General features: G+C 59.2%; 20 protein-coding genes, 1 tRNA gene and 1 other RNA gene. 10 read left to right on the forward strand and 12 right to left on the reverse strand.

The window, feature by feature from the left end:
• Window positions 1–77: 77 nt before the first annotated feature.
• From H8S62_RS17235 to H8S62_RS17275, 9 genes are all read right to left on the reverse strand, one after another.
• Complete coding sequence (locus tag H8S62_RS17235; protein ID WP_186920385.1) at window positions 78–3,626, reverse strand: glycoside hydrolase family 3 C-terminal domain-containing protein; 3,549 nt, start codon at window positions 3,624–3,626, stop codon at window positions 78–80.
• A gap of 140 nt (window positions 3,627–3,766) precedes the next feature.
• Window positions 3,767–5,053 carry an ATP-binding protein gene (locus tag H8S62_RS17240; protein ID WP_186920386.1) on the reverse strand — a complete coding sequence of 429 codons (1,287 nt, stop codon included), beginning with the start codon at window positions 5,051–5,053 and terminating at the stop codon, window positions 3,767–3,769.
• A gap of 16 nt (window positions 5,054–5,069) precedes the next feature.
• Window positions 5,070–5,765: a LytR/AlgR family response regulator transcription factor gene (locus H8S62_RS17245; RefSeq protein WP_155145755.1), complete on the reverse strand. Its 696-nt coding sequence runs from the start codon at window positions 5,763–5,765 to the stop codon at window positions 5,070–5,072.
• An 815-nt stretch (window positions 5,766–6,580) separates the two neighbouring features.
• The gene (locus H8S62_RS17250) at window positions 6,581–7,141 is read right to left on the reverse strand and encodes a LysE family translocator (RefSeq protein ID WP_341481078.1); all 561 of its coding nucleotides are present in this window, start codon (window positions 7,139–7,141) and stop codon (window positions 6,581–6,583) included.
• Window positions 7,142–7,764: 623 nt separating this feature from the next.
• Window positions 7,765–8,532 carry a DUF3226 domain-containing protein gene (locus tag H8S62_RS17255; protein ID WP_186920387.1) on the reverse strand — a complete coding sequence of 256 codons (768 nt, stop codon included), beginning with the start codon at window positions 8,530–8,532 and terminating at the stop codon, window positions 7,765–7,767.
• Complete coding sequence (locus H8S62_RS17260) at window positions 8,529–9,575, reverse strand: AAA family ATPase (RefSeq protein WP_186920388.1); 1,047 nt, start codon at window positions 9,573–9,575, stop codon at window positions 8,529–8,531. The genes H8S62_RS17255 and H8S62_RS17260 overlap by 4 nt, the downstream gene beginning before the upstream one ends.
• Window positions 9,576–9,831: 256 nt before the next feature.
• Window positions 9,832–10,401 (reverse strand): KilA-N domain-containing protein, encoded by a 570-nt coding sequence (locus H8S62_RS17265; RefSeq protein WP_186920389.1) that lies wholly within the window; start codon window positions 10,399–10,401, stop codon window positions 9,832–9,834.
• A 52-nt stretch (window positions 10,402–10,453) separates the two neighbouring features.
• Window positions 10,454–10,804, reverse strand: coding sequence for a recombinase family protein (locus H8S62_RS17270; RefSeq protein WP_186920390.1), 351 nt, complete (start codon window positions 10,802–10,804; stop codon window positions 10,454–10,456).
• A 185-nt stretch (window positions 10,805–10,989) separates the two neighbouring features.
• Window positions 10,990–11,065: transfer RNA gene (locus H8S62_RS17275), tRNA-Ala, on the reverse strand.
• A 175-nt stretch (window positions 11,066–11,240) separates the two neighbouring features.
• Between H8S62_RS17275 and ffs the strand changes: the two genes are divergently transcribed.
• From ffs to H8S62_RS17325, 10 genes are all read left to right on the forward strand, one after another.
• Window positions 11,241–11,505, forward strand: an RNA gene (ffs, locus tag H8S62_RS17280) — signal recognition particle sRNA large type.
• 336 nt (window positions 11,506–11,841) lie between these two features.
• A complete protein-coding gene (gene dnaX, locus H8S62_RS17285) occupies window positions 11,842–13,590 on the forward strand; it encodes a DNA polymerase III subunit gamma/tau (protein ID WP_186920391.1) in 1,749 nt (582 codons plus the stop codon).
• Window positions 13,591–13,684: 94 nt separating this feature from the next.
• Window positions 13,685–14,032 carry a YbaB/EbfC family nucleoid-associated protein gene (locus tag H8S62_RS17290; protein WP_155145716.1) on the forward strand — a complete coding sequence of 116 codons (348 nt, stop codon included), beginning with the start codon at window positions 13,685–13,687 and terminating at the stop codon, window positions 14,030–14,032.
• 93 nt (window positions 14,033–14,125) lie between these two features.
• A complete protein-coding gene (locus tag H8S62_RS17295; RefSeq protein ID WP_186920392.1) occupies window positions 14,126–14,656 on the forward strand; it encodes a GNAT family N-acetyltransferase in 531 nt (176 codons plus the stop codon).
• The gene (locus tag H8S62_RS17300; RefSeq protein WP_186920393.1) at window positions 14,653–15,315 is read left to right on the forward strand and encodes an FUSC family protein; all 663 of its coding nucleotides are present in this window, start codon (window positions 14,653–14,655) and stop codon (window positions 15,313–15,315) included. The genes H8S62_RS17295 and H8S62_RS17300 overlap by 4 nt, the downstream gene beginning before the upstream one ends.
• Before the next feature lie 21 nt (window positions 15,316–15,336).
• Window positions 15,337–16,470 carry a DUF362 domain-containing protein gene (locus H8S62_RS17305; protein WP_186920394.1) on the forward strand — a complete coding sequence of 378 codons (1,134 nt, stop codon included), beginning with the start codon at window positions 15,337–15,339 and terminating at the stop codon, window positions 16,468–16,470.
• 295 nt (window positions 16,471–16,765) lie between these two features.
• Window positions 16,766–17,983 carry a BMP family lipoprotein gene (locus H8S62_RS17310; RefSeq protein WP_155145708.1) on the forward strand — a complete coding sequence of 406 codons (1,218 nt, stop codon included), beginning with the start codon at window positions 16,766–16,768 and terminating at the stop codon, window positions 17,981–17,983.
• Window positions 17,984–18,214: 231 nt separating this feature from the next.
• Entirely contained in the window at window positions 18,215–19,720 is a 1,506-nt protein-coding gene (locus tag H8S62_RS17315; RefSeq protein WP_186920399.1) for an ABC transporter ATP-binding protein, read from the forward strand.
• A 3-nt stretch (window positions 19,721–19,723) separates the two neighbouring features.
• On the forward strand, window positions 19,724–20,920 hold the full coding sequence (locus tag H8S62_RS17320; protein ID WP_186920395.1) for an ABC transporter permease: 1,197 nt from the start codon (window positions 19,724–19,726) through the stop codon (window positions 20,918–20,920).
• Entirely contained in the window at window positions 20,920–21,861 is a 942-nt protein-coding gene (locus H8S62_RS17325; protein ID WP_155145704.1) for an ABC transporter permease, read from the forward strand. The genes H8S62_RS17320 and H8S62_RS17325 overlap by 1 nt, the downstream gene beginning before the upstream one ends.
• A gap of 164 nt (window positions 21,862–22,025) precedes the next feature.
• Here the strand turns inward: H8S62_RS17325 and H8S62_RS17330 are convergent, their stop codons facing one another.
• The 3 genes from H8S62_RS17330 to H8S62_RS17340 all read right to left on the reverse strand — a co-directional run bounded on the left by H8S62_RS17330 (window position 22,026) and on the right by H8S62_RS17340 (window position 25,675).
• Window positions 22,026–22,709 carry a helix-turn-helix domain-containing protein gene (locus H8S62_RS17330; RefSeq protein ID WP_186920396.1) on the reverse strand — a complete coding sequence of 228 codons (684 nt, stop codon included), beginning with the start codon at window positions 22,707–22,709 and terminating at the stop codon, window positions 22,026–22,028.
• 67 nt (window positions 22,710–22,776) lie between these two features.
• The gene (locus H8S62_RS17335) at window positions 22,777–24,144 is read right to left on the reverse strand and encodes an MATE family efflux transporter (protein WP_155145683.1); all 1,368 of its coding nucleotides are present in this window, start codon (window positions 24,142–24,144) and stop codon (window positions 22,777–22,779) included.
• Between the two features lie 178 nt (window positions 24,145–24,322).
• Window positions 24,323–25,675, reverse strand: coding sequence for an 8-oxoguanine deaminase (locus H8S62_RS17340; protein ID WP_186920397.1), 1,353 nt, complete (start codon window positions 25,673–25,675; stop codon window positions 24,323–24,325).
• Window positions 25,676–25,865 lie beyond the last annotated feature (190 nt).

Here is a 25,865-nt window from a genome sequence, read left to right on the forward strand (position 1 = left end):
TCCTTTTGGAGATGCCCGGCGCACCCGCAGGACTGTGCCTGCGGGCGCCGGAATCTGCCGATGTCTTCTGCCGCCGCTTATTTGACGGCGCGTTCCCTCTTTTTCTCCTTGAGCATGGGCACTGCAACCGTCGCCGCGGCAAAGACCGCCAGCGAGACGATCAGGGAGACGGCGATGGTTACGAGAATGCCGCCGCCTGCCTCGCCGGGGTCGCCCTTGTCGCCCTTCTCGCCCCGGGGCCCCTCGGGCCCCTGGACGCCCTGGCCGCTGACCGCGCCGCCGGCACCGCCGTTGGACACCGTGTAGTAGTACTCCGTGCCGTCGCTCAGGACGAAGGCGTAGTAGTCCACACTGCCGATGGAGCCGATTTTCTCCATGCCCTCCATGCCCACGGATGCAAAGGCGTTGGCGCCGTTCTCCGTCACCGTGACGGTGAAGGCGGCGGTGTTGCCCAGGCCGAAGCCGCCGGTCGCGGAGTTGCGGTAGAGCTGGCCCGCCGCCGCGTCGGGGTAGAGCTTGGCGATGCCGACGGTGTAGGCCCCGGCCTTGGCGGTGTCGGCCACCGTACCCGTAATCTTTCCGTCCGTCACCGCGAGGCCGTCGGGCAGCGCGCCCGTCAGCACGATGTACCGGGCTCCCTCCGTGCCGTCGGAGACCGTGAGGTCCACCGCCTCGCCGGGCCGGACGCTGGCCTCGGTGACGGCGCGGTCGCTCAGGGCATAGGTCACGGAGCCGTCCTTGACAAAGGCCATGGCCGCGCTGTTGGCCTGGGTGTAGAGGATGTGCTTGGCAGTGTTGTGGAGGGCGGTGAGCTGGGTGGGGGTGTTGGCCTCCGGGGAGTTCACGATCCGGGCGATGGTGCCCTCCCGGCTGTCCAGGGACATATCGTTGCCCGCGCGGATCATCTGGTTGGCGTTCATGCACTCCTCGCCCGCACCGTGGGCGTCGGTGATGACCACGCCCTTGAAGCCCCATTCCTCACGGGTAAGCTGGGTCAGAAAGGCGTAGTTCGCGCCGGTCCACTGGAAGCCGATGCGGTTGAAGGCGCTCATCGCGCCGTTGGAGCCGCCCTTCTTGACGGCCCACTCGAAGACCTTGAAATAGTTCTCGCGCATGGTCTGCTCGTCGGCCCACACGGCCACGCCGTTGGTGTCGCGGTTGGACTCCTGGTCATTGAGCGCGTAGTGCTTCATAAAGGTGACCATGCCCTTGCTCCGCGCGCCGGCCACGACCTCGGAGAGCATATAGGCGGACAGGGTTGCGTCCTCGGAGTAATACTCGAAGTTACGGCCGGAGAAGGGAGAGCGGTGGATGTTTCCGCCGGGGGCGTACCAGCCCACAATGTGGGCCCAGAGTCCGTATTCGCCCACCAGGACGCCCTGCTCGTGGGCCAGGTCCTTGTTCCAGGTGCAGCCCACCAGGGTCTCGGTGCCGAAGGAGAACTTGGTATCGCTGGCGAAGGGCTTGATGAGGGCGTCGCCGCCGCCGACCCACGCGCCGGTGAGGCCCGCGCAGCCGTCGGAGTGGCCCGCCACGGGGATGCCCAGCTCGGGGATGCCGTTGAACTGGAATTGGGTGGCCTCCATCAGGCCGTAGGCCTGGTCCACGGTGAGCTGGCTCAGGAATTCGTCCCACTTGGGATCGTCGTAGTCGAGGCCGGTCATGTCGGAGAGCTGGATGGGCGCGGCCTGCGTATAGGCCTGGGCGGCAAACGCGGGCGCCGCGGCGGAGTACCAGGGGGAGCCCTCGTCATAGCCGGGGTTGATGACCGCGTTGTCCGGCGTGGCGCCCTCGATCAGGGGCATGTCCAGGTTCTTCAGCCACGCCTCATCCTTCGCCAGGTCCTCAAAGGCGGGGGCCTTGGGGAAGGTGCCCTCCCAGTCGCTGCGGGAGAGGACATGCCCCTCCATCTCGTCGGTGGAGGCCTGGAACAGGACCTTGATCTCCGCGCCGGTGGCGAGGTCGTTGTCGATGTTCTGATCCGTGCCCGTCAGGGTGCGCTTTTCCCCGTTTTTCCAGGCGTCGTGGGCATTTTTGCCGATGTAGAGGTCGTAACTGCCCGCATCCAGCTCGAAGCCCTTGTGGCCGTCGCCGTCCTTGTCGTAGGCGTCGAAGGAGGCCATGTCGAAAGCGTCGAAGGAGAGGGTGAGGGTCTGGCTTTCGGAGGGGCGCAGGAGGGCCGTCTTCTCAAACGCGCCCAGCACCACGTGGGACTTCTCGGTCTGACCAGGTGCATAGGGGGCGGAGAAGTAGAGCTGCACCACGTCCTTACCCGCATACATCCCCGTGTTGGTCACCGTCACGTCCACCGAGATCTTGGTCTCCGGGGTCAGAGTGGGGGTGTCCATCCTGGCCTCGCCCACCATCCACTCGAACTCGGTGTACGAGAGGCCGTAGCCGAAGGGGTAGTTCACCGCCGCATCGTACCAGGCGTCCCCGTCGGTGAAGCCCCGGGTCTCATAGTACTTATAGCCGACGTATACGCCCTCCTCGTACTCCACGCCGAAGACGCCGTTTTCAAAGTTGTTCTTATAGGGCGTCCCGTCGTCCAGGGTGTACTGGTTGCCCGCCGTATCGCTGAGGTACACGCCGATGTTGTTGTTGCCGAAATTTTGCCAGGTGGGGTCCTGGGTAAAGTCGGCGGCGAAGGTGTCCGTCAGTCTGCCGGAGGGGGTGACGGCGCCGCTCAGAATTTTGCCGATGGCGTCGAAGCCGTTCTGGCCGGCGCCGGGGGCGAAGATGACGGACTGAATCTTGTCGTTGTTGACGACGATTTCCCGGTCAAGCTCCATGGCGTTGGAGCTGTTCACAATGAGGACGACTTTATCGAACCGGGCGGTGACCTCATTGATCAGCGCCTCCTCGTTGTCGTCCAGCTCCAGATAGTGCTCGTGGGGGTCGCTGGTCCGGCCCTCGCCGCCGTAGTAGACGTAGCCGCCGTCCGCCGCCTCGTCGAAGGTGGGATACACCCGGGCGTTTCCGCTCTCGGGGACCTTGCCCTCGTCCTCCTGGGAGACATAGGAGGTCCTGGGGAGGTCGGTTCCCTCGCCGCCGGTGCGGGAGATCACGATGACCGCCGCGTCGCCATAGTCGTCGTAGGAGGCTTTCACCGCGTCGGTGTACTTGTCCTGGGGCGTCTCAGCCGTGGGGAAATAGGAGTGGTAATTGTAGGAGCTGAAACCCATGGAAGGCCGGGCCGGGCCGGAGGCCTCCTCGTCGCTGTAAAAACCCTCCAGCACCGGGTTGACGCGGAAGCCGGCGCTCTTCAGGCTGTCCAGGATGCCCACCGTGTTGTCCGGCGTGCCGCCGGAGGAGCCCGAGCCGGAATACACGGGGTTGACCGAGTTCTTGCCGAACACGCTAATATCCCTGACGGCGGTGCCGTAGGGGAGGCCGCCCTCCCCGTTCTTCAGGAGCACGAAGCCCTCCGCGCCGATCTGCCTGTTGAGCTGCGCCTCCGCGTCGATAACCGCCTGCCAGCTGCTGTAGCCTGTGGCGTACTGCCCTGCCGCGCCCTCCGCGCCGGCGGTGGAAGCGAGACCGCCCAGGGGCGAGAGGAGCAAGACCGCAGCCATCGACAGCGACAGCAGCGACCCGCTCTTTCTCCGGTTTCCTGCCTTCTTCATGTTCCGAACCTCCTGTTTTGTTTTGGTGAATGCGCCAAAAATCTGATACCAGTTTACGGTCCGCCCTGTATTTTTCAATCGAAATGACAAAACCCGTCGGTTTTGCGGCAAAAGCCGAAAACCGACGGGTGAAATGCAGTTTATGTTGTCCGCCGCGCCTGAACGGCCAGCGGTAAAACCAGGTCCACGCGGAAAATATCGCCGTTGGTGGAGAAGATCAGATCGCCGCCGTACTTGTCGGCGATCATCCTCATGCTCTTCACGCCGAAGCCGTGGTAGCCGCGGTCCTTCCGGGTGACGGGCAGTCCGTCCTGAAACTCCATCTTTCCGGAAAAGAAATTCTCGATGCGTATGACGAAGAAATCGTCCCGGCAGAGCTCGGTGATGCTGATGGCCCTCCTGTCCTCGTCCAGCGCCTCCACACTCTCCATGGCGTTTTCCAGCGCGTTGCAGAAGAAGGAGTAGATGTCGCTCTGCTTCATGCCGTTCAGGTGCGCACCGTTCACGAGGCAGGTCATCCGGACCTTTTTCCGCTGGCACAGGAGCCCCTTCTCCATCAGGACGATGTCCAGGGCCTCGTTGCCCGTTTTGAAGTCCGTGTCGTAGACCTCGATGGCGCCGGCGAGCTTTTGCAGATCCTCCTTGTCCGCGAAGCTCAGCGCCGTGAGCTGGTGGCGCAGGTCGTGGCACTTGACGTTGATGAGGTCGATGCTGCTCTTGCTCTCCTGGAGCTGATATTTTGCCGCGGAGAGCATATGCCGCATGACGGCCATCTCCGTCTCGTTTTTCTTCAGCCTGACGAACGACTGCTCCAGGGCGAGGCTCAGAAGGCAGGCCATGTCCGAGAAGAGACAGATGATGATGACGGAGCCGTGATTCCCCGAGTTCAGGGCGTAGACGACGCCGAAGAAGGAGATGTAGACCGTCACCAGCAGCACCACGCCCGACAGCAAAAGCTGCGGCTTGTTGTCCACCCGTATTCCCTCGTCCCGGCTCAACCGCTTTTTGAACAGAAGCCAGGCCCCGGAATACAGGAGGGCGCAGAGGGCCAGCAGGACCAGCAGGTTCACCCACCCGGGCAGGGCCATCCCAAAGAGCGCGTTGACGATGGTGTGGGTCTGGTAGGCGATGTGCTGCATACAGTAGGCGAAGATGCCCACGAACAGGTACGACCACACATCCCCCCTGCACCCGGCGACCATCATCACGAAGGACAGCGCGAAGACGACGAGGTATTTCGTGGCCGAGAGCCACATCCCCAGCCCCTTGCCGTCCCAGAGGAGCGAGACCAGCAGCGCGGGGATACAGCCCAGCGCCATCCGCGCCCCGTAGTGTCTGCGCTTGGGCAGCGGCGCGCAGACGGCGAGCTCCGCCGCCAAAAGGGTGGCGGCGAAGTTCAGTTTGTCGTACCATATCCAAAAATCCATAGCCGTATCCCTCTCATCACCTGAACGAGCCGGTCAGGGCGCTCATAAATTCTTTCTTCCGCGAACGGCTGATTTGGAGCTCCTCGCCGTTGACGTTGACCAAAAAGCCGTCGACGGCCTTGCAGTAGCGCAGGTTGACGATATAGCAGGTGTTGCAGCGGGCAAAGCCGTGGGCGTTCAGCTGCTTCTCCAGCTCCCGCATACTCGGCCCCCGCATGGTGTAGTCCCCCTCGACGGTGTGGAACGTCAGGTTGTGTCCTGAGGACTCGATGTAGACGACCTTGTCGGCGGAAAACCTGTGTGCGCCGCCCTGCACCGGCAGGGCAAACGAGTAAGCGTCCCGGCTCTTGGCCTGCCGGATGCGCTCCATCCGCATCTTCAGATCCGAATAGAACACGGGCTTGAGAAAATAATCCAGGGCGTTGACTTCATAGCCGTTGATGGCGTACTTGGCCATATTCGTCACGAAAATGAGGAAGACGTCGCCGTCCAGCTCCCGCAGCCGCCGGGCCGCCTCAATGCCGTTCAGGTCGGGCAGCTCAATGTCCATGAAGACCACGTCGTATATGGCGGGATACCCGTCGAGAAAGGACAGCGCGGTATCAAAGGTCGAGGAGACGATGGACTCCCCCGTCTCCTCAGCGTACCGCCGCAGGTGCTCCGCCATCTGCTCCGCCGCCTTATTGTCATCCTCCACAATCGCCGCGTGCATATTCATCACCTCTTTTGATCAGCCAGTTTCCGCGCGAGTGTAAGCCGGAGCCAAGAGCAAGATCGCGATCCAAACCGTAATGTGAAAGAAGCGGTGTTTTTTTATTGCTTAAAGCCGGAAAAACCCGGCATAAAGGGTCATAGGGCGGCATAAGGAAAGCCCGTAAACCCTTGAAAATAGGGCATTTTTCAAGAATAGCCTATATTGTGTCATATCTCCGCAAGGGGCGTTTTTGTACGGCTGGGCACCAATCGGGCACCACGGAAAGGCAGGTAAAATGGCAGAAAAGCTAATTGCACAGGGCATACTGCGCCCCTCGGGGGAAGTATGCCGGGACAAGTGTAACCTTTTGTCGGGGGCGTATGTGCCGCCCTTTGTGGAAATGCTCTGAACGGTCACGGGCGGAGACAAGGCCACGGCGGAGCACGTGTATAGCCGCCGCAGGCCGTCCCCCATATCATAGCGCAAAGCCGCCTCCGACACAAGGCTGGGAAATTGAAATCAGCAGATGGAGAAATATGGATGATACGAAATGCGCCGTCATTGGGACAAGTGCGGCGCATTTGTCAAGTGTGAGCCAGGCCAAACGGTTGTGGCTCGTTTTTTATACCCAAAAATAAGGAGGTATTTATGGCAGACGATAGGACCCCGTCCTCAGAGGGGACGGTGAGGCTGTAGGCGCCCTGGGCACTGTCCATGTTGTCGCCTGGGGTAATGAACCGGATGTCCTTCTGCACAAAGTATTTGTCCAGGTACATCCCGGCCTCATACTTCAACATAATGCTGGTCCCATATCTATGATTGATGTGGTCATCTTATAGGAACAAAGCGACCGCACAATAGACAAGTAGTAGAGCCATCACAAGGTTGACCGCTTTTGTATGCCTTGAAAAGAACTTACAGATGGCCGACCCGAACAGCGCCCATACGAAAGAGCCGGACGCCCCGATCAGCGCCAAGAGGACGGTAAATCCAATCACCGCCCCGGTGGAGCGGTAGACCGGCAAGATGTAGAGCGTCATGGCGGTGATTGCGTAAATATAGATCTTCGGATTCAGGATCATGCCGGAAAGAAAGCTGGCCTCTTTCCCGTCGTCCGCCTCTACGCCGGCGGAGCTTCTCCACACCTTCCAAGCAAGATAAAGCATATAGGCCGCACCTACGAACTGCATAAAAATCTTTACTTTTGGTAGATAGGCAGATAGCGTGGTGCTGAACAGGGTGCAGACCGACATCACGGCTGCAAACCCGGCCAGGATATTGAAATTGATGCAGATGGCCAGCGATTTTCCATTACAAGAGGGGAGAGCATTCGATTTTAAGCTGACAGCGTACACTCGTATCGAAACGTCGGGAACGAGGCCGCGATCCTGCACATGATCATATGGAACCCTTGAATTGAAACAATTTTTGTGAGTGGGTCTAATTGGAAAGAAGAGATGCTGGAATACTGTGGGAGACCTGGGTAAGCGCATTGGTGCATAGAAAAATCCCATGAAATCATATGTCATATGATTTCATGGGATTTGGTGGACTTCTACGGGATCAACCCGACGACCAGGCGAATAAGAACCGTTCACCGTTCGAGGAATAATCTATATATGAGTCTTGTGTTTTTATCGGAAAATTGCAGAAAGGCCGTGAAATCATTGATTTCACGGCCTTTCTTGTCCTGTGTTGATAAAAAAGATGCAGCCCGGAACGGGGCCCCGCACAGTAGGGCGGCGCTTTTTCGCAGTGCGAGCGTTTTGCTGCAGAAGAAAACCTTGGCAGAGAAAGAACCATTTGCCCCGAGCATGTTAAATTCCCCAGGATTCCATAAAAATAACCACACCATTAGGTGTGGTTATTTTTATGTCTTTGCTTAACACTTTAGATGCCGGTGTCTCCACGATATAGCAAGGCATCAAAAGGAGAGACGCATTTAGATTAGCAAAATACGTACAGTTAGCCAAACACCTATTCGTTATTTGATTAATGAATTCTCAACGATGAATGATTATTGGCAAGAGGCTATTGCCGTGGAAATGCAACCATAATGTGTAGCGATCGCTTTAGTTTCTTCCCAAGGACAAGCCATGACTAAACCTTTAAATAATTCAGTAGAGTGGTCTGGGTTAGTAATTGCAATAGCCGCTGAATACTCTGCCTTAGTAATTTGTCGGTTATGTGTCAAATAGTTGCTTAATTTTTCCGAAGCAATCAAATCATGCACATATTTACTGGCTTGTGCAGCGATAAAGCTTTCTTGTGCTCCATGTTCTGCTAAAGCATGCAGTAATACAGTTTCGATTGCACCTTCACTATCAAAAGGAATAACGATAGGCATAATCTGCATCGCAATCTGCTGTCCGTTAGCTGATGTCGTATATTTGCAAATTTTATGATTTTCTAATGTGATAGTGTCGGAAAACCAAGTCGCTAGCTCATTGACGACATCATCGTGCTTACGAGCGTCACAATCCTTGATGATTACGATAGATTCAATCATACTGTGGGGATAACTGGAGTTAATGTGGAGAATATCATTTATAGCATCCTGCATTCGATCCTGACCGCCAACTGCCCATATAGAAGCATAATCACGGGTGTGATTAGCATCACTAGTAATATACTGAACATCTTGAGTGTGATCTTTGGGTTTAATTTTATAATAAGGCCAAGTTTTCTTAAAGTCTTTATCTATTACCCATCCATCAGTTTTATGGAGAAAATAAGCGATAAACCAAAGATCATCTTTGCCCTCACAAAGTATAATAGATCTCATACTCGTAGCTCCATCTCAAACTCGGATCGATCTCTGATGGCCTCTTTACCAGTCCGAACTATAGCCATAGTTTTATGTTCATTTGCTTCTTTTCTTAGAGTAATAATTCGTATATCATCCATAGCCTCAACGCAACAGTTTTCCAATATTGCATCTATGGCTTCGGCACTGTGAGTAGTTACAAATGCTTGAATATTAAAACGCCTACACGCATTTATAAACCAAGAAAAGATCTCTTGAAAAGCCGATATATTAATGGCATTGTCAATTTCGTCGATCAATAAGATTCCATTTTGATTGCCTGCAAGTAAGGCCGTTAATAACACCGCTTTTTGTAGACCAGCACCATAAGAAAATAGAGGTAAAGTGCCAGAAATAGCATTATGGAGATAAATATCTTCACCAACAATACTAATATCTTCTACATTAGGATCAAACGACCGAATGATATCCAAAATTTCTTTTTTCTGCTCATTTATAATAGAATCAGACAGAAGTTTAATACAACTCCTATAATACGAAACACCAGAATGAAGGTATGTGCCATGAAATAATGGTTCTGATGAAGACTCGAAACTCTCAATAATGCTATTTTTTATATTATGACTGATATATACCGGCTTTTTATCTTCTTGTATAACTTTAATTGTTAACGAAAAAATTTTATCCGATCCACCAGCACTATCGGTTAATTCTCCTATATCTCCACCCGCCTCATATTTATATGATATATTATCTATCACCGTCTCAAAGGCTAAGGAGTAATGGGATTTTCCATCAGTTTCTGTCTCTTTTACAAAAATCGAGGAAAAGTATTCGACCGACTTTGTTTTACGCATTGTGACAGGAGTCCGAAGAAAGGCAACTTGCATTAAAGTACCAATGTTATAGGGTTGAGACATAAGCCTAATTGCTTCTAAGATGCTAGTTTTCCCACTGTTATTGGCTCCAATTAACACGTTGATACGTGAGAGGTGATCAAGATCTAACGCTCTAATCCCTCTAAACATTGAAATGCTCAATTTTGAAATCAATGGTTCCATTTGACACCTCCCACTATCTTCTTCACCCTAGCTATTCTATCCAAGTATAAATCCTATTAAAGAAAAAAACAACAAATATAATAATTTTTCTCTCTACAATGTTATAGTCAAAGGCCTTTCCTGAGCAGACATTTTCCTTCCTCCGAACATGATAAGAAAAATCTAATGTAGTCATAGTTCTTCAATCGATTTGACTGCTGTCCTAAATTTTAACGTGTTACTTTATTTTTTGATACATGTGATAATCCGATTGTCTCTATCGTACTGACCGAATCAGCGTCAACCGCTCCTTTGGATCGAGCCACAACCGGAAATCCGTTGCAATTTCCGGATAAGCGCTCACTCCTCCGCCTTTTCCTTGTTTTACATAGAGTCCAACTGCATGAGTCCTTCGTACCCACAAAGTCGGCGTAATGGTCAGAGAGGTGGTATGTCCTTGGCGGATCAGCTCCGCGCAGACCTGGTCATCGAATTCGGCATTCTGATCCAATTCCCACTGGCGGAGAAACTCTAATGTGTTCCGGCTGCGCATCCAGCTTTGGATCACATATCCTGGAGACTCATCGGAATACTGCCTTGTCAGTTCTGTCAGTGAAACCATGCCATCATAGGCCAGCGTTCTCATATACAGACTGATGGATTCTTGATAGTCCCTGATTTTTTGTGTGGCCAGTAGCCTTTCCTCATTCAGCGTATCATAGAATCTCTCTTTTGCTGCGCTGGCCGCTTCCATGTCGACCAATCCTTTTGTCAGAAGTGCGTCAATGACAGACTCATATTGAAATGCCAGGCATATGTAGCGCTCACGTAGTTCGTTCTCGTTCATGACCCATTCTCCTTTTTACCAGTATAACAAGGGAAATGGGTTCTGCATAGTCTCATTTTGTCTCAAAAGCCGGAGACCGATACCTGACTGCCTTGCGTGGATGCCCAGCCTTATCGTAATCTATGTTGCAGCGCTGGGCCCTCTCAAACTGTGCGTCCATATATACCCTAACTCCAACCAATGGGATATATTTTTTGTTCGTCAGAAGTTTATCCACGGCCGCCCTGGTCCATTTTGTTTTTCCTATCGGAGAGAGGATGCCTTTTGCGAAGAGCATATCAACGATTTTTCCTAAGCTGGCTCCGGCGAGATAAGCGTCAAAGATGCTGCGGACCACATCCGCCTTTTCTTCATGTACTGCGATTTCTCCTTCGATCAAAACATAGCCATACGGAAGTTTCATAGCTGCCTCACTTTCTTAAACATCAATAAAAGCAGGTTTTAGGAATCGTCTATCTCCTCAAACCTGCTTATTTGTCTCATTGATATGTAATTGTGCCCAGTAGTCAGACCGGGTTTTTGTCTGATTTCGCCAGTAAAATGCAAAACCTGCGTATAACTATCGTTACACGCAGGTTTTGTCTACTTTGGTGGACCTGAACGGGATCGAACCGTCGACCTCTCGGATGCGAACCGAACGCTCTCCCAGCTGAGCTACAGGCCCATACGTACCGCGCCACAAACAAGCGCCTAATTATTATAGCATAAATTAATAGGTTGTAAAGCCCCTTTTTTAAAAAACTATAAAACTGATATTGATAATTTCCGAGAAATGATGTATGATACAAACTACAGTCTTTCCACGGACCTGAGCGCGGCGCGTTCGGCCCGAGGCAAGGCCGCACTAGTCGGGGAGTTAGCGGTGCCCTGTACCTGCAACCCGCTGCAGCAGGGATGAATCCCGGCCCCCGGACTTCGGCTGTGTTGTCTGCCCCCTATAAGCGGCGATGAGGAATCGGTCCCGCGCAACGGGGCCCCGCGAACCGTGTCAGGCGGGGAACCGAGCAGCACTAAACGGAATGCCCCGTGTGCCGTGGGGTTCCCGTTTCCGAGCTGGCTGTAAGGGTTACGGACATAGCGGAAGCTTCAAAGGCCGGTGTGCGGTCTTGCCTTGCGCCGAAGCGCTGAACAACCGGGAGCAGAGGACTGAGGACGCTCGAAGCAAAATTGCACAGCGGTCGTCCCTTGCAAAACCGCAGTGCAGTCGTTTGCGGCCGCGGCGGGAACCTGCCGCAAAGGGCGTAAAGCGCGACAAGAGCCGATGCGCGGGCGTGACGTCAGACTGTAGATAGAGGAGCGATGCGACGCGGCTTTCCGCATCGACGCTCCTTTTTTGTTTTGGCTTGTTCCCGGATGCGAACCGAACGCCCTCCCGGCTGAGCTACAGGCCCGGGGATTGTATGTGTCCGACGATGGAGAAAGAAAATAGAGGTGAATCGGATGTACCAGGCCCTATATCGAAAATACCGCCCGCGCACCTTCGACGACGTTGTGGGCCAGAGCCATATCACCGACACCCTCAAGCGGCAGGTGGATACGCACCGCCTCTCCCATGCCTACCTGTTTACCGGCACCCGGGGCACCGGCAAGACCTCCTGCGCCAAAATCCTGGCCCGGGCAGTGAACTGTGAGCGCCCGGTGGACGGCAACCCCTGCAACGAGTGTCCCTCCTGCCAGGGGATTGAAAACGGGTCCATCCTGGACGTGCTGGAGCTGGACGCCGCGTCCAACAACGGCGTGGATCAGGTCCGCGCCCTGCGGGACGAGGCGGTATACACCCCCGCGGCGGTCCGTAAACGGGTCTATATCGTGGACGAGGTCCACATGCTCTCCACGGCGGCCTTCAACGCCCTCCTGAAAATACTGGAGGAGCCGCCGGAGCATCTGATGTTTATTCTCGCCACCACGGAGCTGCACAAGGTCCCGGCCACCATCAAGTCCCGGTGCCAGCAGTTTGCGTTTAAGCGGATTCTGCCCGGGGACATCGCCGGACGGCTCCAGTACGTCTCCGACCGGGAGGGGCTGGGCCTCACCGGAGACGGCGCGGTGCTCCTCTCCCGGCTGGCCGACGGCGGTATGCGGGACGCCCTTAGCCTGCTGGACCAGTGCGCCAATCCCTCCGGCGTGATTGGGGAGGAGGAGGTCCTCTCCGCCCTGGGGCTGGCGGGTAATCTGGAGACCGCCGCATTGATGGAGCAGATTGCCGGGGGCCGGACCGCCGCCGCGCTGGAGACCCTTGCCCGGCTCTACGGCGCTGGCAAGGACGTGGGGAGTCTCCTGAACGAGCTCTCCTCCCTGGCCCGGGATCTCCTGATCCGCAAGACCGCGCCCCAGGGGGGCGCCGCCCTCCTGACCGGGGGTTACGACGAAAATACCATGCGCCGCCTGTCCAATCTCCTCCAGACCCCCAGACTGGCGCAGATTCTGACCCGTCTTCAGGCCACCCAGGCGGATTTGGCCCGCAGCGGAAACCGCCGTACCGATGCGGAGCTCTGCCTCATCCGCCTGTGCGACGAGACGCTGGACGGAAGTCCGGCAGGGCTGAACGCGCGTCTGGCCCGGCTGGAGGACGCGGTGGCGTCCGGCGTGGTTGCCGTCCGTGCCGAAGCGCCGGCGACGGACGCGCCAGAGACGGTCGCGGCCCCGCCGGAGGATACGCCCGCGCCCGCCAGGTCCGTACAGCAGGCGGCGGGTAAGCCGCCCTGGGAGGAGCGCCCCCCGCTCCCCGACGAACCGGGCGAGCAGGTCGTGCCCGGGACGGACCGGGAACAGCCCTCCGCGCCGGCGGTGGAGGCGCCCGCACCTCGTTCGGACGCCGCGGCGGCTCCGCCGCCGGGCGATTTCTGGCCCGGTCTGGCGGCTTCGCTCAAGGGCCGCATTCCCATGGGGGAGTATACGTTCCTCGCAAACCCCGCCATGGTCCAGGGCAGGGCGGAGGGCGGTGTGCTGACGCTGTATGCCGACTGCGACTTCACCCGCAGCATGATCAACAAGCCGGGCATTCTCAACGCGGTCTCTCAGGCGGCCGCACTCCTGCTGGGCGGGCAGCACCGGGTCGCCGTGACGGTGGGCAGCGCGCCGCCGGTCTCCCAAGCCGCGCCGGCAGCGTCTCCCGCCGGGGAGGAGCACGACAAGCTGGACGATCTGCTGGCTTTTGGCGGGCAGTTTGATAATATTATTATTCAGTAAACGGCGATGAATCGAGCGCCCCGGCGGGCTGAGGCGTGCCGCTGGGGGTACGGCTCCCCCCTCGGGGGAGCCAAAGATGAAAGGAGATATTATAATGGCGAAGGGTTTCGGCCGTCCGGGTATGGGCGGTATGGGCGGCGGCATCAATATGAACATGATTAAGCAGGCCCAGAAGATGCAGGAGAACATGCAGAAGATGCAGGCGGAGATGGAGGCCAAGGAGTACACCGCCCAGGCTGGCGGCGGCGTGGTCTCGGCCACCGTCACCGGCCGTCATGAGGTAGTCGCCCTGACAATTGACCCCGAGGCGGTGGACCCGGAGGATGTGGAGCTTTTGCAGGATATGATCGTAGCGGCTGTAAACGAGGCCATGCGGGCCGCGGAGGCCGACATGGCCGAGGGGATGCAGCAGCTCACCGGCGGGCTGGGACTGCCCTTCTAAACGGAAAAGCGCTTATGGAATTCAGGGCGGGACCGGGCGCACGCCCGGTCCCGCCTGTTTGCCCAAGGCGGGGCAGGGGGGAGGGAACACACGATGATATTGGAGACGAAGCGCCTGCGCCTGCGGGAGCTGACGGAGGAGGACCGGCCCGGGCTGTGCGGGATTCTGCAGGACGGGGCGGCCATGTACGCCTATGAACACGCATTTTCCGACCGGGAGGTGGATCAGTGGCTCGCACGGCAGATGGACCGCTACCGCCGGGAGGGCTTCGGCCTCTGGGCGGTCATCCGCAGGGAGGATGGGGCTTTCGTCGGCCAGTGCGGACTCACCCTGCAGGAGTGGGACGGCAGGAGGGTGCCCGAGATAGGCTATCTTCTGCAGCGCCGCTTCTGGCACAACGGCTACGCCGCCGAGGCCGCCGCGGGCTGTAAGCGGTACGCCTTCGACGTGCTGGGCCTGGAGGCGGTTTATTCCATCATACGGGACGGCAATCTGCCGTCTCAGAGGGTGGCCGAGCGCAACGGGATGCGCGTGGTGGGCCGGCTTGTCAAGCACAACTACGGGATGGAGATGCCCCATGACGTGTGGGGCGTCTCCAGGGAAGAGGACGCGGGCGGCAAATGAAACTGGAGTTTCCCAAAATCGGAATGCGGATGGTGAAGACGGCCGTAGCGGTGGTCGTCTGTTTCTTCCTGTTTCTGCCCTTCTGGGTGCGCATTCCCGCGGGGGAATATGACCCCTTTAAGGATGTGGGGCCTTTTTACGCCTGCATCGCCGCCATTATCTGCATGCAGAGCTCCGTGAAGCAGTCGGTGCGGCAGGGTGTGTCCCGGGTCATAGGCACCTGCATCGGCGGGCTGGTCGGCCTGGGGATTCTCTTTCTGGACGACCTCATCGGCCAGAGCGTGGTCACGGGGCTGATGATGGGCGGCGGCGTGATTCTGACGCTGTGGATCTGCAACCTCATCAAGCGGCCGGCGGCCTGCTCCATCAGCTGCATTGTGGTGTGCGTGGTCATGCTCAACCACAACGGGCCGGACCGGTACTTATATACCCTCTTCCGGGTTCTTGAGACCACGGTGGGCATCGTGACGGCGGTGGCGGTAAACCACCTCCTGCCCGACCAGCATTCCGCGGCGGATGAAGAGGCGTCCCCGGCGGAGCTGGCCGAGAGCCTGGCGGAGAAGCTCTCCGAGGGCGGTACGTCCGCCGAGGAGGAGCTGGCCGGGGACCTGGCGGAGCGGCTCCAGCGGGAGGAGCGCGCCAAAGACGAGACCAAATGATACAAAAAGGAGCGCAAAAGGATGGAAAAGGCGAAGGTATATTTTACCGACCTGCGGGCCCTGCCGGGCAACAATCTGCTGCTGAAGCTGCAGAAGCTGATGCGGGCGGCGGGGGTCGAGAGCATTGATTTCGAGCAGAAGTATGTGGCCGTCAAAATGCACTTCGGCGAGCCGGGCAATCTGGCCTTTCTGCGGCCTAACTATGCCAGGGCGGTTGCCGACGTGATAAAGGAGCTGGGGGGACGGCCCTTCCTCACCGACTGCAACACCCTCTACCCCGGCCTCAGAAAAAATGCCCTGGACCATCTGGACGCCGCGGCGGAGAACGGCTTCAACCCCACCACCACCGGCTGCCAGGTGATCATCGGGGACGGACTCAAGGGCACGGACGACGTGGCGGTCAGCGTCATCGGCGGCGAGTACGTGAAGGAGGCCAAGATCGGCCGGGCGGTGATGGACGCGGATATTTTCGTGAGCCTCTCCCACTTCAAGGGTCACGAGTCTACCGGCTTCGGCGGCGCGCTGAAGAATATCGGCATGGGCTGCGGCAGCCGGGCGGGCAAGATGGAGCAGCACGCCGGCGGCAAGCCGGAGGTGCGCACGGAGCGGTGCCGCAAATGCCGCGCCTGCGCCAGAAGCTGCGGCCAGGACGCCATCGCCTTCGACGGAAACGAGGGCACGGCCCGGATTAACCACGACAGATGCGTGGGCTGCGGCCGCTGCATCGGCGCGTGCAATTTCGACGCCATCTTCAACCCGAACGACTCCACCAACGTGGAGCTTTGCTGCAAGATGGCCGAGTACGCCAAGGCGGTGGTGGACGGCCGCCCCCAGTTCCATATCAGCCTGGTCATCGACGTCTCGCCCCTGTGCGACTGCTACAGCGGCAACGATCTGCCCATTCTGCCCGACGTGGGCATGTTCGCCTCCTTCGACGCGGTGGCGCTGGACCAGGCCTGCGCCGACGCCTGCCAGAGGCAGGCTGTCATCCCCGGGTCCGTGCTGGACGAGCATATGCACGCCCAGGGCTTCTGCGACCACCACGACCATTTCAAGAATACCGAGCCCAACTCCGAGTGGGAGGCCTGCCTGGCCCACGCCGAGAAGATCGGCATGGGGACGCGGCAGTATGAGCTGATTACCGTAAAATCATAAGAAAGAGGGGGGCCGGCGCCGCCGCCCCCCCCTCTTCGCTCCTTACGCGGCCGCAGCCGGAACGGGTCCTTCAGGCCGCCGTATCTCAAGCGGCTGAGCTTGAAAACACACCTGTTCAGTGGGCAATTCGTAACTCCGATTATGAAATACTTGTAAATAATTTGTGACAAATGGTCAAATGGCGGTTGCTCTTTGGTAAAGACTGCGCTATAATGACACCGTAAAGCCCAGGGAGGAACGGAGATTTTGTCTGTACCGAACTGGGGTTATTTGTTTGAAAGGAAGGTAGATTACATTGAAGAAGTCCCGTAAGATTCTTGCGCTGGTCCTGTCTCTTGCCCTGGTTTTCGCTCTGGCTGCCTGTACCAACAACGACACGCCCAGTGGCGGCGACACCACCAGCCCCTCCCCCAGCGCCAGCACCCCCGTTGAAACTCCCGATGCCAGCAAGACCCCGGAGAACACCCCCGCCGCCAGCGACTACGCCGTCGCCATGATCACCGACTACGGCGATATCACCGACCAGTCCTTCAACCAGACCACCTATGAGGCCTGCAACGAGTACTGCACCGCCAACGGCGTGAAGTTCAACTACTACAAGCCCAACGGCGACTCCACCGCTGAGCGCGTCGCCATGGTGGACGCCGCCGTGGTCGACGGCTATAACGTCATCGTGATGCCCGGCTACGCGTTTGCCGAGACCATCAAGGAGACCGCCGAGATGTATCCCGACGTCATCTTCATCGCTCTGGACGTGGGCGAGGGCGACCTGGGCGACTATGCCGCCAGCCTGCCCGGCAACGTCTACTGCGCCGTGTACCAGGAAGAGCTCTGCGGCTACATGGCCGGCTACGCCGCTGTGAAGCTGGGCTACAGCCACCTGGGCTTCCTGGGCGGCATGGCCGTTCCCGCCGTCGTCCGCTATGGCTACGGCTTCGTGCAGGGCGCTGACGCCGCCGCAGCCGAGACCGGCACGGACGTGACCGTCGAGTACGTTTACGGCAACCAGTTCTTCGGCGACGCCGACATCACCGGCGTGATGGACACCTGGTATCAGAACCTGGGCGTTGAGGCCGTGTTCGCCTGCGGCGGCGGCATTTACACCTCCGCTGCCGAGGCCGCTGCCAAGACCGGTGGCAAGGTCATCGGCGTTGACACCGACCAATCCGGCATCATCGACGCTTACGGCGAGGGCATGACCGTTACCTCCGCCATGAAGGGCCTGGCCGCCACTGTCAAGACCATGCTGGCTGAGGTCGAGGCGGGTAACTTCGCCAACCACGGCGGCAAGATCGAGACCCTGGGCCTTGTCTCCGCCACCGATGTTGAGTCCAACTACGTGCAGCTCCCCGTAGCCACCACTCAGTTCAACGACAACTTCACCGAGGCCGACTACGTTGCCCTGGTGGGCAAGATGCTCGACGGCACCGTCACCGTGTCCAACGACACCACCGTGGAGCCCGCTGCCAACGCCACTACCGCTACCGTGAACTCCTACGGCAACATTAAGTAAGAAACCGCATCGGTCCAAAAGAGGACGGGGCTTGCCCCCGTCCTCTTTTTTGCGCAGACAGGTTCCGGGGTGCACAAAAATATTTTCTTTTTTCCATTCAAAATAGTCATTTTTCCTTGGAAGTGCCGCCTCAATGTCGTATAATAAGTACAGTTAACAGCTACAGTCTCAGCGCTGCGAAAAGAAAACAAGGGGGAGGTCGTTGGCTTGGAACAACCATACGCCATTGAAATGCTGAACATCACCAAGAGGTTTCCCGGCATTATCGCAAACGACAATATCACGCTGCAGCTGAAAAAGGGTGAGATCCACGCGCTGTTGGGCGAAAACGGCGCCGGCAAGTCCACACTGATGAGCGTGCTCTTCGGACTCTACCAGCCCGAGGAGGGCATCATCAAAAAGGATGGCCGGGAGGTCTCCATCAAGAATCCCAACGACGCCAACGAGCTGGGAATCGGCATGGTGCACCAGCACTTCAAGCTGGTGGACGTCTTCACGGTCCTGGACAACATCATCATGGGCGTGGAGCCCACCAAGGGGCCCTTCCTGCAGAAGGACGACGCCCGGAAGAAGGTGGTGGCCCTCTCCGAGAAGTACGGACTCATGGTGGACCCGGACGCCCTGGTGGAGAACATCACCGTCGGTATGCAGCAGCGTACCGAGATCCTCAAAATGCTCTACCGCGAAAATGAGATTCTGATCTTCGACGAGCCCACCGCCGTCCTCACCCCCCAGGAGATCGACGAGCTGATGGATATTATGCGGGGCCTCCGGGCCGAGGGCAAGAGCATCCTCTTCATCACCCACAAGCTCAACGAGATCAAGGCGGTGGCCGACCGCTGCTCCGTCCTGCGCAAGGGCAAGTACATCGGCACCGTGGACGTGGCGAGCACCAGCAAGGAGGAATTGTCCAAGATGATGGTGGGCCGGGACGTGGATTTCGTGGTGCACAAGGAGCCCGCCAAGCCCGGCGACGTGGTTTTGGATGTGGAGGGTGTGACCGTGGCCTCCAAGGCCCACAAGAACAACGCCGTCAAGGACGTCTCCTTCCAGTGCCGTGCGGGCGAGATCGTCTGCATCGCCGGCATCGACGGCAACGGCCAGAGCGAGCTGGTCTACGGCCTTACCGGCATTGAGCCCCTGGCTGCGGGAAAGATTGTCCTCAAGGGGCATGACGTTACCCACGCCAGTATCCGCAAGCGCTCCACCTCGGGCGTCAGCCACATCCCCGAGGACCGGCATAAGTACGGCCTGGTGCTGGACTACTCCCTGGAGGACAATATGGTGCTCCAGCGGTACTTCGAGCCGGAGTTCGTCCAGGCGGGCTTCCTCAAGCGCAAGGCCATCCGGGCCTACGCCGAGAAGCTCATCGAGCAGTACGACGTCCGCTCCGGCCAGGGCCCCATCACCGCCGCGCGCAGCATGTCCGGCGGAAACCAGCAGAAGGCCATCGTGGCCCGCGAGATCGACAAGAACCCCGAACTGCTCATCGCCGTCCAGCCCACCCGCGGCCTGGACGTGGGCGCCATTGAGTACATACACAGCCAGATCGTGGCCCAGCGGGACGCCGGCAAGGCGGTGCTGCTGGTGAGCCTGGAGCTGGACGAGGTCATGGCCCTGTCCGACCGCATCCTCGTCATGTACGAGGGGGAGATTGTGGGCGAGCTGGACCCCAAGACCACCACCGTGCAGGAGCTGGGCCTCTACATGGCGGGCGCCAAGAGGGAGGGAAAGTAAGAGATGAAACAGGATAGGAATGCCCCGACCCTTCTCCAGCGCAAAGGCGTACAGTCCCTGGTCGCGTCGCTGCTGTGCATCGTCATCGGCCTGCTGATCGGCTTCGTCGTGCTCCTGGTCATCAATCCCACCGGCGCGTGGGTAGGCATCAAGACCATCGTGGAGAACTTCCTCTACTATCCCAGCGGCGCCGCCCGGATGAAGTACCTGGGCAGCACCCTGGTGAAGACCGCGCCCCTGCTCATGTGCTCCCTGTCCATCCTCTTCGCGTACAAGGTGGGCCTCTTCAATATCGGCGCCGCCGGGCAGTACGTCATCGGCGCGGGCGCCAGCCTCTATTTCGCCCTGGGCCTGGGGATGCCCTGGTATGTCTGCCTCCTGGCGGCCATGGCCGCCGGCGCCCTTCTGGGCGGCATCTCCGGCGCGCTGAAGGCCTACTGCAACGTGAACGAGGTTATCTCCTGCATCATGCTCAACTGGATTAGCCTGTACGCTGTCAATATGGTGCTCAGCACCGTAAAGGAGGTCGCCAGCCCCTATACGCTGACCCTCTCCAGCACCAATCCCGGCGCCATCCTGCCCAGCCTGGGCCTGGGCAAGCTCTTCAGCAATAACCAGTACGTCACCATCGCCATCCCCCTGGTGGTCGTGATGGCCATCCTGGTCTGGGTGGTGCTGGAGAAGACCAAGTTCGGCTACGAGCTGAAGGCCACCGGCTTCAATAAGTATGCCGCCAGGTACTGCGGTATGAAGGAAAAGCGCAATATCATCCTGACCATGGTCATCGCCGGCGGTCTGGCCGGCATGGGCGCGGCGCTGTTCTTCCTCACCGGGTTCGAGCAGTGGCAGTGCACCCAGTCCTCGGTCCCCGGCATGGGCTTCAACGGCATCGCCGCGGCCTTCCTGGGCGGCCTGAACCCCATCGGCGCCATCTTCTCGTCCTATTTCATCCAGCACATCACCAACGGCGGCGCGTATCTGGATAAGACCATGTACTCCGCCCAGATCTCCGATCTCATCTCCTCCCTCATCATCTACCTGTGCGGCTTCGTGCTCTTCTTCAAGCATTTTATGGATATGCGCACCGCCAAGAAGCAGGAGCGGGAGTCCGTGGCCGCCAAGGCGGCCGAGGCGGCAAAAGCCGCGGAGGAAGTTAAGACGGAAGAAGTATCCGACGACGGGAAAGGAGGCGATCAGTAATGTTGCTGCTGATTCAGTATACGCTGATTTTCGCCTCGGTTCTGATGCTGGTTGCCCTGGGCGGCTGCTTCTCCGAGCACTCCGGCGTTATCAACATCGGTCTGGAGGGCATCATGGTCATGGGCGCCCTGGGCGGCGCGCTGATGATGAAATTCCTCCCCGCGGGCACCTCTGCGCCCGTCATGCTGCTGCTGGTCGTCCTGGCGGCCATGGCCCTGGGCCTCATCTACTCGCTGCTGCTGGCCGTGGCGGCCGTTAACTTCAAGGCGGACCAGACCCTGGTCGGCACCGCCATGAACCTGCTTGGCACCGCCGCCGCCACCGTCTTCGTCAAGGCGATGAACACCGCTGAGAACGCCAGCAACGTCTCCTCCACCATCCAGTATATCGACGCGAAGAAGGCCTTCCTGGTCAATATCGGCGGCTTCGAGTTCAACTGGTTCATGGTGCTGGCCCTGGCCGCCCTGGTCCTGGCCTATGTGACGCTCTACAAGACCCGCTTCGGCCTGCGGCTGTGCGCCTGCGGCGAGCATCCCCAGGCGGCTGACAGCGTGGGCATCAACGTCTATAAGATGCGCTACGCGGGCGTCCTGATCTCGGGCGTCCTGGGCGGACTGGGCGGCGTGGTCTACATCACCGCCGGCGTCAGCGAGTGGAAGTTTGAAAACGGCGTGGCCGGCTTCGGCTTCCTGGCACTGGCCGTTATGATCTTCGGCCAGTGGAAGCCCACCCGCATCGCGCTCGCGGCCCTGGTCTTCGGCCTGTTCCGGGCCCTGGGCAATGTGTACACCGGCTTTGATTTCCTCAAGGCGCTGAACCTTCCCAGCGGCGTGTACAATATGCTGCCCTACATCATCTCCCTGGTCATCCTGGCCTTTACGTCCAAGAAGTCCCGGGCGCCGAAAGCGGAGGGCGTGCCCTACGACAAGGGACAGCGATAGTCCTTCTGGGCTTATCTTACCAGAGGGACGAAGCCTCCAAATAGGACATCTGTCATATTCCATATGTAGAAAAGCAGCAGCACCCGAAAGGGTGCTGCTGCTTTTGTCCTGAACGGGAGGGTCCCTCGTCTCCGCCGCGGCGGGGCGGGGGAAGAGGGGGATTCTCACAGCTCCAGCGGCTCAATATCGGCCCCCAGCGCGGCCAGGCGCTTTCTGTCCAGCAGGCGCCATCCGGCGGGGGTCTTCTCCAGCAGGCCCTGCTCCGCAAAGCGGCCCATGACCCGGGAGAGCTGCCGGTAGCTCACCCCCAGCAGCTCCGCCGTCCGGGTCAGGTTGGCCTGGAAGACCCCCTCCCGCGCGGCGCCCACAATGTAGGCGGCCAGCCGCTGATCCAGGGGGAAGAGGAGGTTGTTGGCGGAGTAGATGGAGTCCTTGATCATCTCCCGGGAGAGGCGGCGGACGCAGCAGCGCAGAAAGTCCAGATCGCTGAGAAGGGCCTCCCGCTGCCGGGGGATGGAGCCGCCGGCGCAGAGGACGTCCCCGCCGTCGGCCCGCAGGTCAGCGGTGGCGTGGGTGTTCCCCAGGGCCACCTCCACGTCGCCGCAGATGAGGGAGCCGCACTGACAGTAGGTGATGATGTGGGTCCGCCCGTGGGGTGGTGTGAGGGAGACCGTGACCCGGCCCTCCAGCAGGAAGAGAAGCTGGGGCACCGGCTCCCGGTAGCGGCAGAGATACTCCCCCTTCTGGTAGCGCAGCAGCTGCCAGGAGTACCGCGAGAGCCAGGGATATTCGCCGTCGAAAGAGGCCAGGTAGCGCCTGAGCAGCGCCTCGTCGCGCAGAATTTCCATTCAATAGCCCCCCTTTCAGAAAAGTATATCATAAGAGCCTTGGCATTGCCAAGGCTCTCAGGGAGAATTAAATCAGCTTGATGCGCTTCCACTTTCCGCGCCAGAAGCGGACCAGGAAGACCACGGCCCGGACAATCCAGTCGCAGAACATGGCCAGCCACACGCCCAGCAGGCCCATGCCCAGGCCCCAGGAGCAGGCGAAGAGATAACTCAGTGCCACCCGGCAGATGAACATGGACGCCAGGGAGATGCTCATGGTGAAGATGGCGTCGCCCGACGCCCGCAGGGCGTTGGGCAGCGTGAAGGACATGGGCCAGAAGACCGCCGTGAACACGGCGCACCAGCGCAGGACCTCGGCGGCCATGGCGGCAGCGGCGGGGGAGAGGTCAAAAAGCCCCACCAGCGGCCCCGCCGCGCAGAACAGAATGAGGCACATGGTGCCCATGGAGAGGTAGCAGATGATCATGAGCTTCCTGGCGTAGGAGACCGCCTGGTCCAGGTACTGGGCGCCCACGCACTGGCCGATGACCGTCACCATTGCCAGGCCGATTGCCTGTCCGGGGACGTTGACCACGCTGGCGATGCTGTTGGCAATGCCGTTGGCGGCCACGGCGGCGGTGCCGAAGGTGGTGATGAGGCTGAGCACAATCAGCTTGCCCGCCTGAAATAGGCCGTTCTCCAGGCCGTTGGGGATGCCGATGGTGAGGATGCGCCGGACCATAATCCAGTGGAACTCGGGGCGGAAGAGCCTGTCAATCCGCAGTACGCAGTCGGGCCGCTGGAGCAGGAAAAGAATGATCACCGCCGCCGCAATGCGGGAGACCAGCGTGCCGATGCCCGCGCCCAGCGCGCCCATGCCGTACCCGTAGATCAAAATGGCGTTGACCGTGATGTTGATGATGTTTACGATCAGGGAGTTGAACATGGACACCCGGCTGTTGCCCATGGAGCGGAAAAGGGCCGCGCCGGCGTTGTAGATGGACATGAAGGGGTAGGCCAGGGCGGTGGCGATGAAGTAGGCCAGGGCGCTGTCCATCACGTCGGGCTCAATTTGGCCGAAGATCAGCGAGAGCATATGCTGCCGGAAGACCAGCGCCAGCACCATCAGCACCGTGGACACCACCGCCACGGCGTAGAGCAGCTGCTTGGCGGCGGTCCTGGCATGGTCCGCCTCGCGGCGGCCCAGGTACTGGGACACCACCACCGCGCCGCCGGTGGCCAGGGCGGCGAAGACCTGAATGAGCAGTATGTTGATATTATCCACCAGTGAGACGCCGGCGATGGCGGCCTCGCCCGCCGAGGTGACCATGACCGTGTCCGCCATGCCCACCGTCATCAGCAGAAACTGCTCGATGACAAGCGGGATGATCAGTCTCACCAGGGCCTGCCGGGAAAAGAGCGGCTTCTGGTCCAGAGCCTGGACTTGCGCTTCCATGTCCGCGCCTCCTTCTGTCTGTGTCTGAAAGTTGCTTCCTGTCACGAAGTACTATTCTAGCACGATAAAGCGGATTTACAAGGGGGAGATTTACACAAAATTTACGCAAAAGGGGCGGCTCCAACTGGAGCCGCCCCTTTTTATGCATCAATCGGTAGGATATCGGCCGGAAGCCCTCCTACCGCCCCAGGTACCGCCGCGCCGCCTCATTGGCCCTGGCCGTCACCTCGTGTTCATCCACGGTGACGAGCTGGCCGTTCTGCACCACCGCCCTGCCGTTGATGACGGTGTAGTCCACCGCGCCCTTGAAGCCCACGGTGCCCAGCAGGCTCATGGGGTCGAACTGCGCGCCCACCAGCTCCACCCGGTCCAGGTCGATCATAAAGAGGTCGGCGGCCATGCCCGGGGCCAGATAGCCGATATCCATCCGGCCCAGGAGCCGGGCGGAGCCCCGGGTCGCCAGCTTGAGAATGTCGTACCCCGAGGGGGCCTCCTGGCTGTAGGTGAGGCGCTGGAGCAGATAGGCCACCCGCAGCTCCTCCAGCAGGTTGGAGCCGTCGTTGGAGGCGGAGCCGTCCACCGCCAGCCCCACGTTCACCCCCAGCCGTAGCATGTCGGCCACCCGGCACACCCCGGAGGCCAGCTTCATGTTGGAGATGGGGCAGTGGGCCACGCCGGTGCCGGTCTCGGCCAGGACGCGCAGCTCGTCGTCGTTGAAATGGATGCCGTGGGCGTACCAAACGTCGCTCCCCGTCCAGCCCAGGCTCTGCATATAGGCCACGGGCCGCAGGCCGTACTTCTCCAGGGTGAACTGCTCCTCGTCCCTGGTCTCGGCCACATGGGTGTGCAGCCGCACGCCCAGGGCACGGGCCAGGCGGGCGCTCTCCCGGAGCAGATCCCCCGTCACGGAGAAGGGGGAGCAGGGGGCCAGGGCCACCTGATGCATGGAGAAGCGGGCGTCGTCGTGCCAGACCCGGACCAGCCGCTCCGAGTCCTTCATAATCTCGTCGATGGTCTGGACCACGCTGTCCGGGGGCAGGCCGCCGTCCTTCTTGGAGAGGTCCATGGAGCCTCTGGAGGCGTGAAACCGCATCCCGATCTGGTCCGCGGCGCGGAACTGGGCGGCAATCAGGTCGCCGGCCCGGGCGGGGAAGACGTAGTGGTGGTCGAAGCAGGTGGTGCACCCGGTCTTGGCCAGCTCGCCCAGGCCGGTGAGGGTGGACCAGGTCACAATCTCCTCATTCAGCCCCTTCCACACCTCGTAGAGAGTCACGAGCCAGGGGAAGAGCTCCATCCGCTGGACCTCTGGCAGATTCCGGGAGAAGAGCTGGTAGAGGTGGTGGTGGGTGTTGATGAGGCCGGGATAGACCGCCATCCGGGAGGCGTCGATGACGCTTTCGGCCTGCCGGAGCTCAGGGCCGATGTACTCGATTTCGCCGCCCCGGATAAAGAGGTTGACCCGCTCATGCAGGGTGTCGGCGTCGTCGCAGGAGACGATATAGCGCGCGTTTTTAATGAGCATCGTGGACATGGGAGCGCCTCCTTTCCTTGGTGCTCTTATGATAGCACAGCAGAGGGAAAAAGGGAAGCGCCGGGGCGTTGTGAACAGCCCCAGTAAAAACGGACAATGACAAAATGCCCCCTGATGTAGGATAATAGAACTACATCAGGGGGTATTGTTATGAGCAAACGAAGCTATACAAAAATAGGAGCGATGGAGG

This window comes from Lawsonibacter faecis, from assembly GCF_014287675.1.
Lineage (GTDB): Bacteria > Bacillota > Clostridia > Oscillospirales > Oscillospiraceae > Pseudoflavonifractor > Pseudoflavonifractor faecis.

Excerpts from the sequence above, each read along its gene's own strand:
- dnaX (WP_186920391.1), top strand. The coding sequence starts at position 11,842 with ATGTACCAGGCCCTATATCGAAAATACCGCCCGCGCACCTTCGACGAC.
- H8S62_RS17290 (WP_155145716.1), top strand. The coding sequence starts at position 13,685 with ATGGCGAAGGGTTTCGGCCGTCCGGGTATGGGCGGTATGGGCGGCGGC.
- H8S62_RS17235 (WP_186920385.1), bottom strand. The coding sequence starts at position 3,626 with ATGAAGAAGGCAGGAAACCGGAGAAAGAGCGGGTCGCTGCTGTCGCTG.
- H8S62_RS17245 (WP_155145755.1), bottom strand. The coding sequence starts at position 5,765 with ATGCACGCGGCGATTGTGGAGGATGACAATAAGGCGGCGGAGCAGATG.
- H8S62_RS17255 (WP_186920387.1), bottom strand. The coding sequence starts at position 8,532 with ATGAGATCTATTATACTTTGTGAGGGCAAAGATGATCTTTGGTTTATC.
- H8S62_RS17265 (WP_186920389.1), bottom strand. The coding sequence starts at position 10,401 with ATGAACGAGAACGAACTACGTGAGCGCTACATATGCCTGGCATTTCAA.
- H8S62_RS17340 (WP_186920397.1), bottom strand. The coding sequence starts at position 25,675 with ATGTCCACGATGCTCATTAAAAACGCGCGCTATATCGTCTCCTGCGAC.
- H8S62_RS17295 (WP_186920392.1), top strand. The coding sequence starts at position 14,126 with ATGATATTGGAGACGAAGCGCCTGCGCCTGCGGGAGCTGACGGAGGAG.
- H8S62_RS17325 (WP_155145704.1), top strand. The coding sequence starts at position 20,920 with ATGTTGCTGCTGATTCAGTATACGCTGATTTTCGCCTCGGTTCTGATG.
- H8S62_RS17240 (WP_186920386.1), bottom strand. The coding sequence starts at position 5,053 with ATGGATTTTTGGATATGGTACGACAAACTGAACTTCGCCGCCACCCTT.
- H8S62_RS17335 (WP_155145683.1), bottom strand. The coding sequence starts at position 24,144 with ATGGAAGCGCAAGTCCAGGCTCTGGACCAGAAGCCGCTCTTTTCCCGG.
- H8S62_RS17305 (WP_186920394.1), top strand. The coding sequence starts at position 15,337 with ATGGAAAAGGCGAAGGTATATTTTACCGACCTGCGGGCCCTGCCGGGC.
- H8S62_RS17260 (WP_186920388.1), bottom strand. The coding sequence starts at position 9,575 with ATGGAACCATTGATTTCAAAATTGAGCATTTCAATGTTTAGAGGGATT.
- H8S62_RS17320 (WP_186920395.1), top strand. The coding sequence starts at position 19,724 with ATGAAACAGGATAGGAATGCCCCGACCCTTCTCCAGCGCAAAGGCGTA.
- H8S62_RS17270 (WP_186920390.1), bottom strand. The coding sequence starts at position 10,804 with ATGAAACTTCCGTATGGCTATGTTTTGATCGAAGGAGAAATCGCAGTA.
- H8S62_RS17300 (WP_186920393.1), top strand. The coding sequence starts at position 14,653 with ATGAAACTGGAGTTTCCCAAAATCGGAATGCGGATGGTGAAGACGGCC.
- H8S62_RS17330 (WP_186920396.1), bottom strand. The coding sequence starts at position 22,709 with ATGGAAATTCTGCGCGACGAGGCGCTGCTCAGGCGCTACCTGGCCTCT.
- H8S62_RS17315 (WP_186920399.1), top strand. The coding sequence starts at position 18,215 with ATGCTGAACATCACCAAGAGGTTTCCCGGCATTATCGCAAACGACAAT.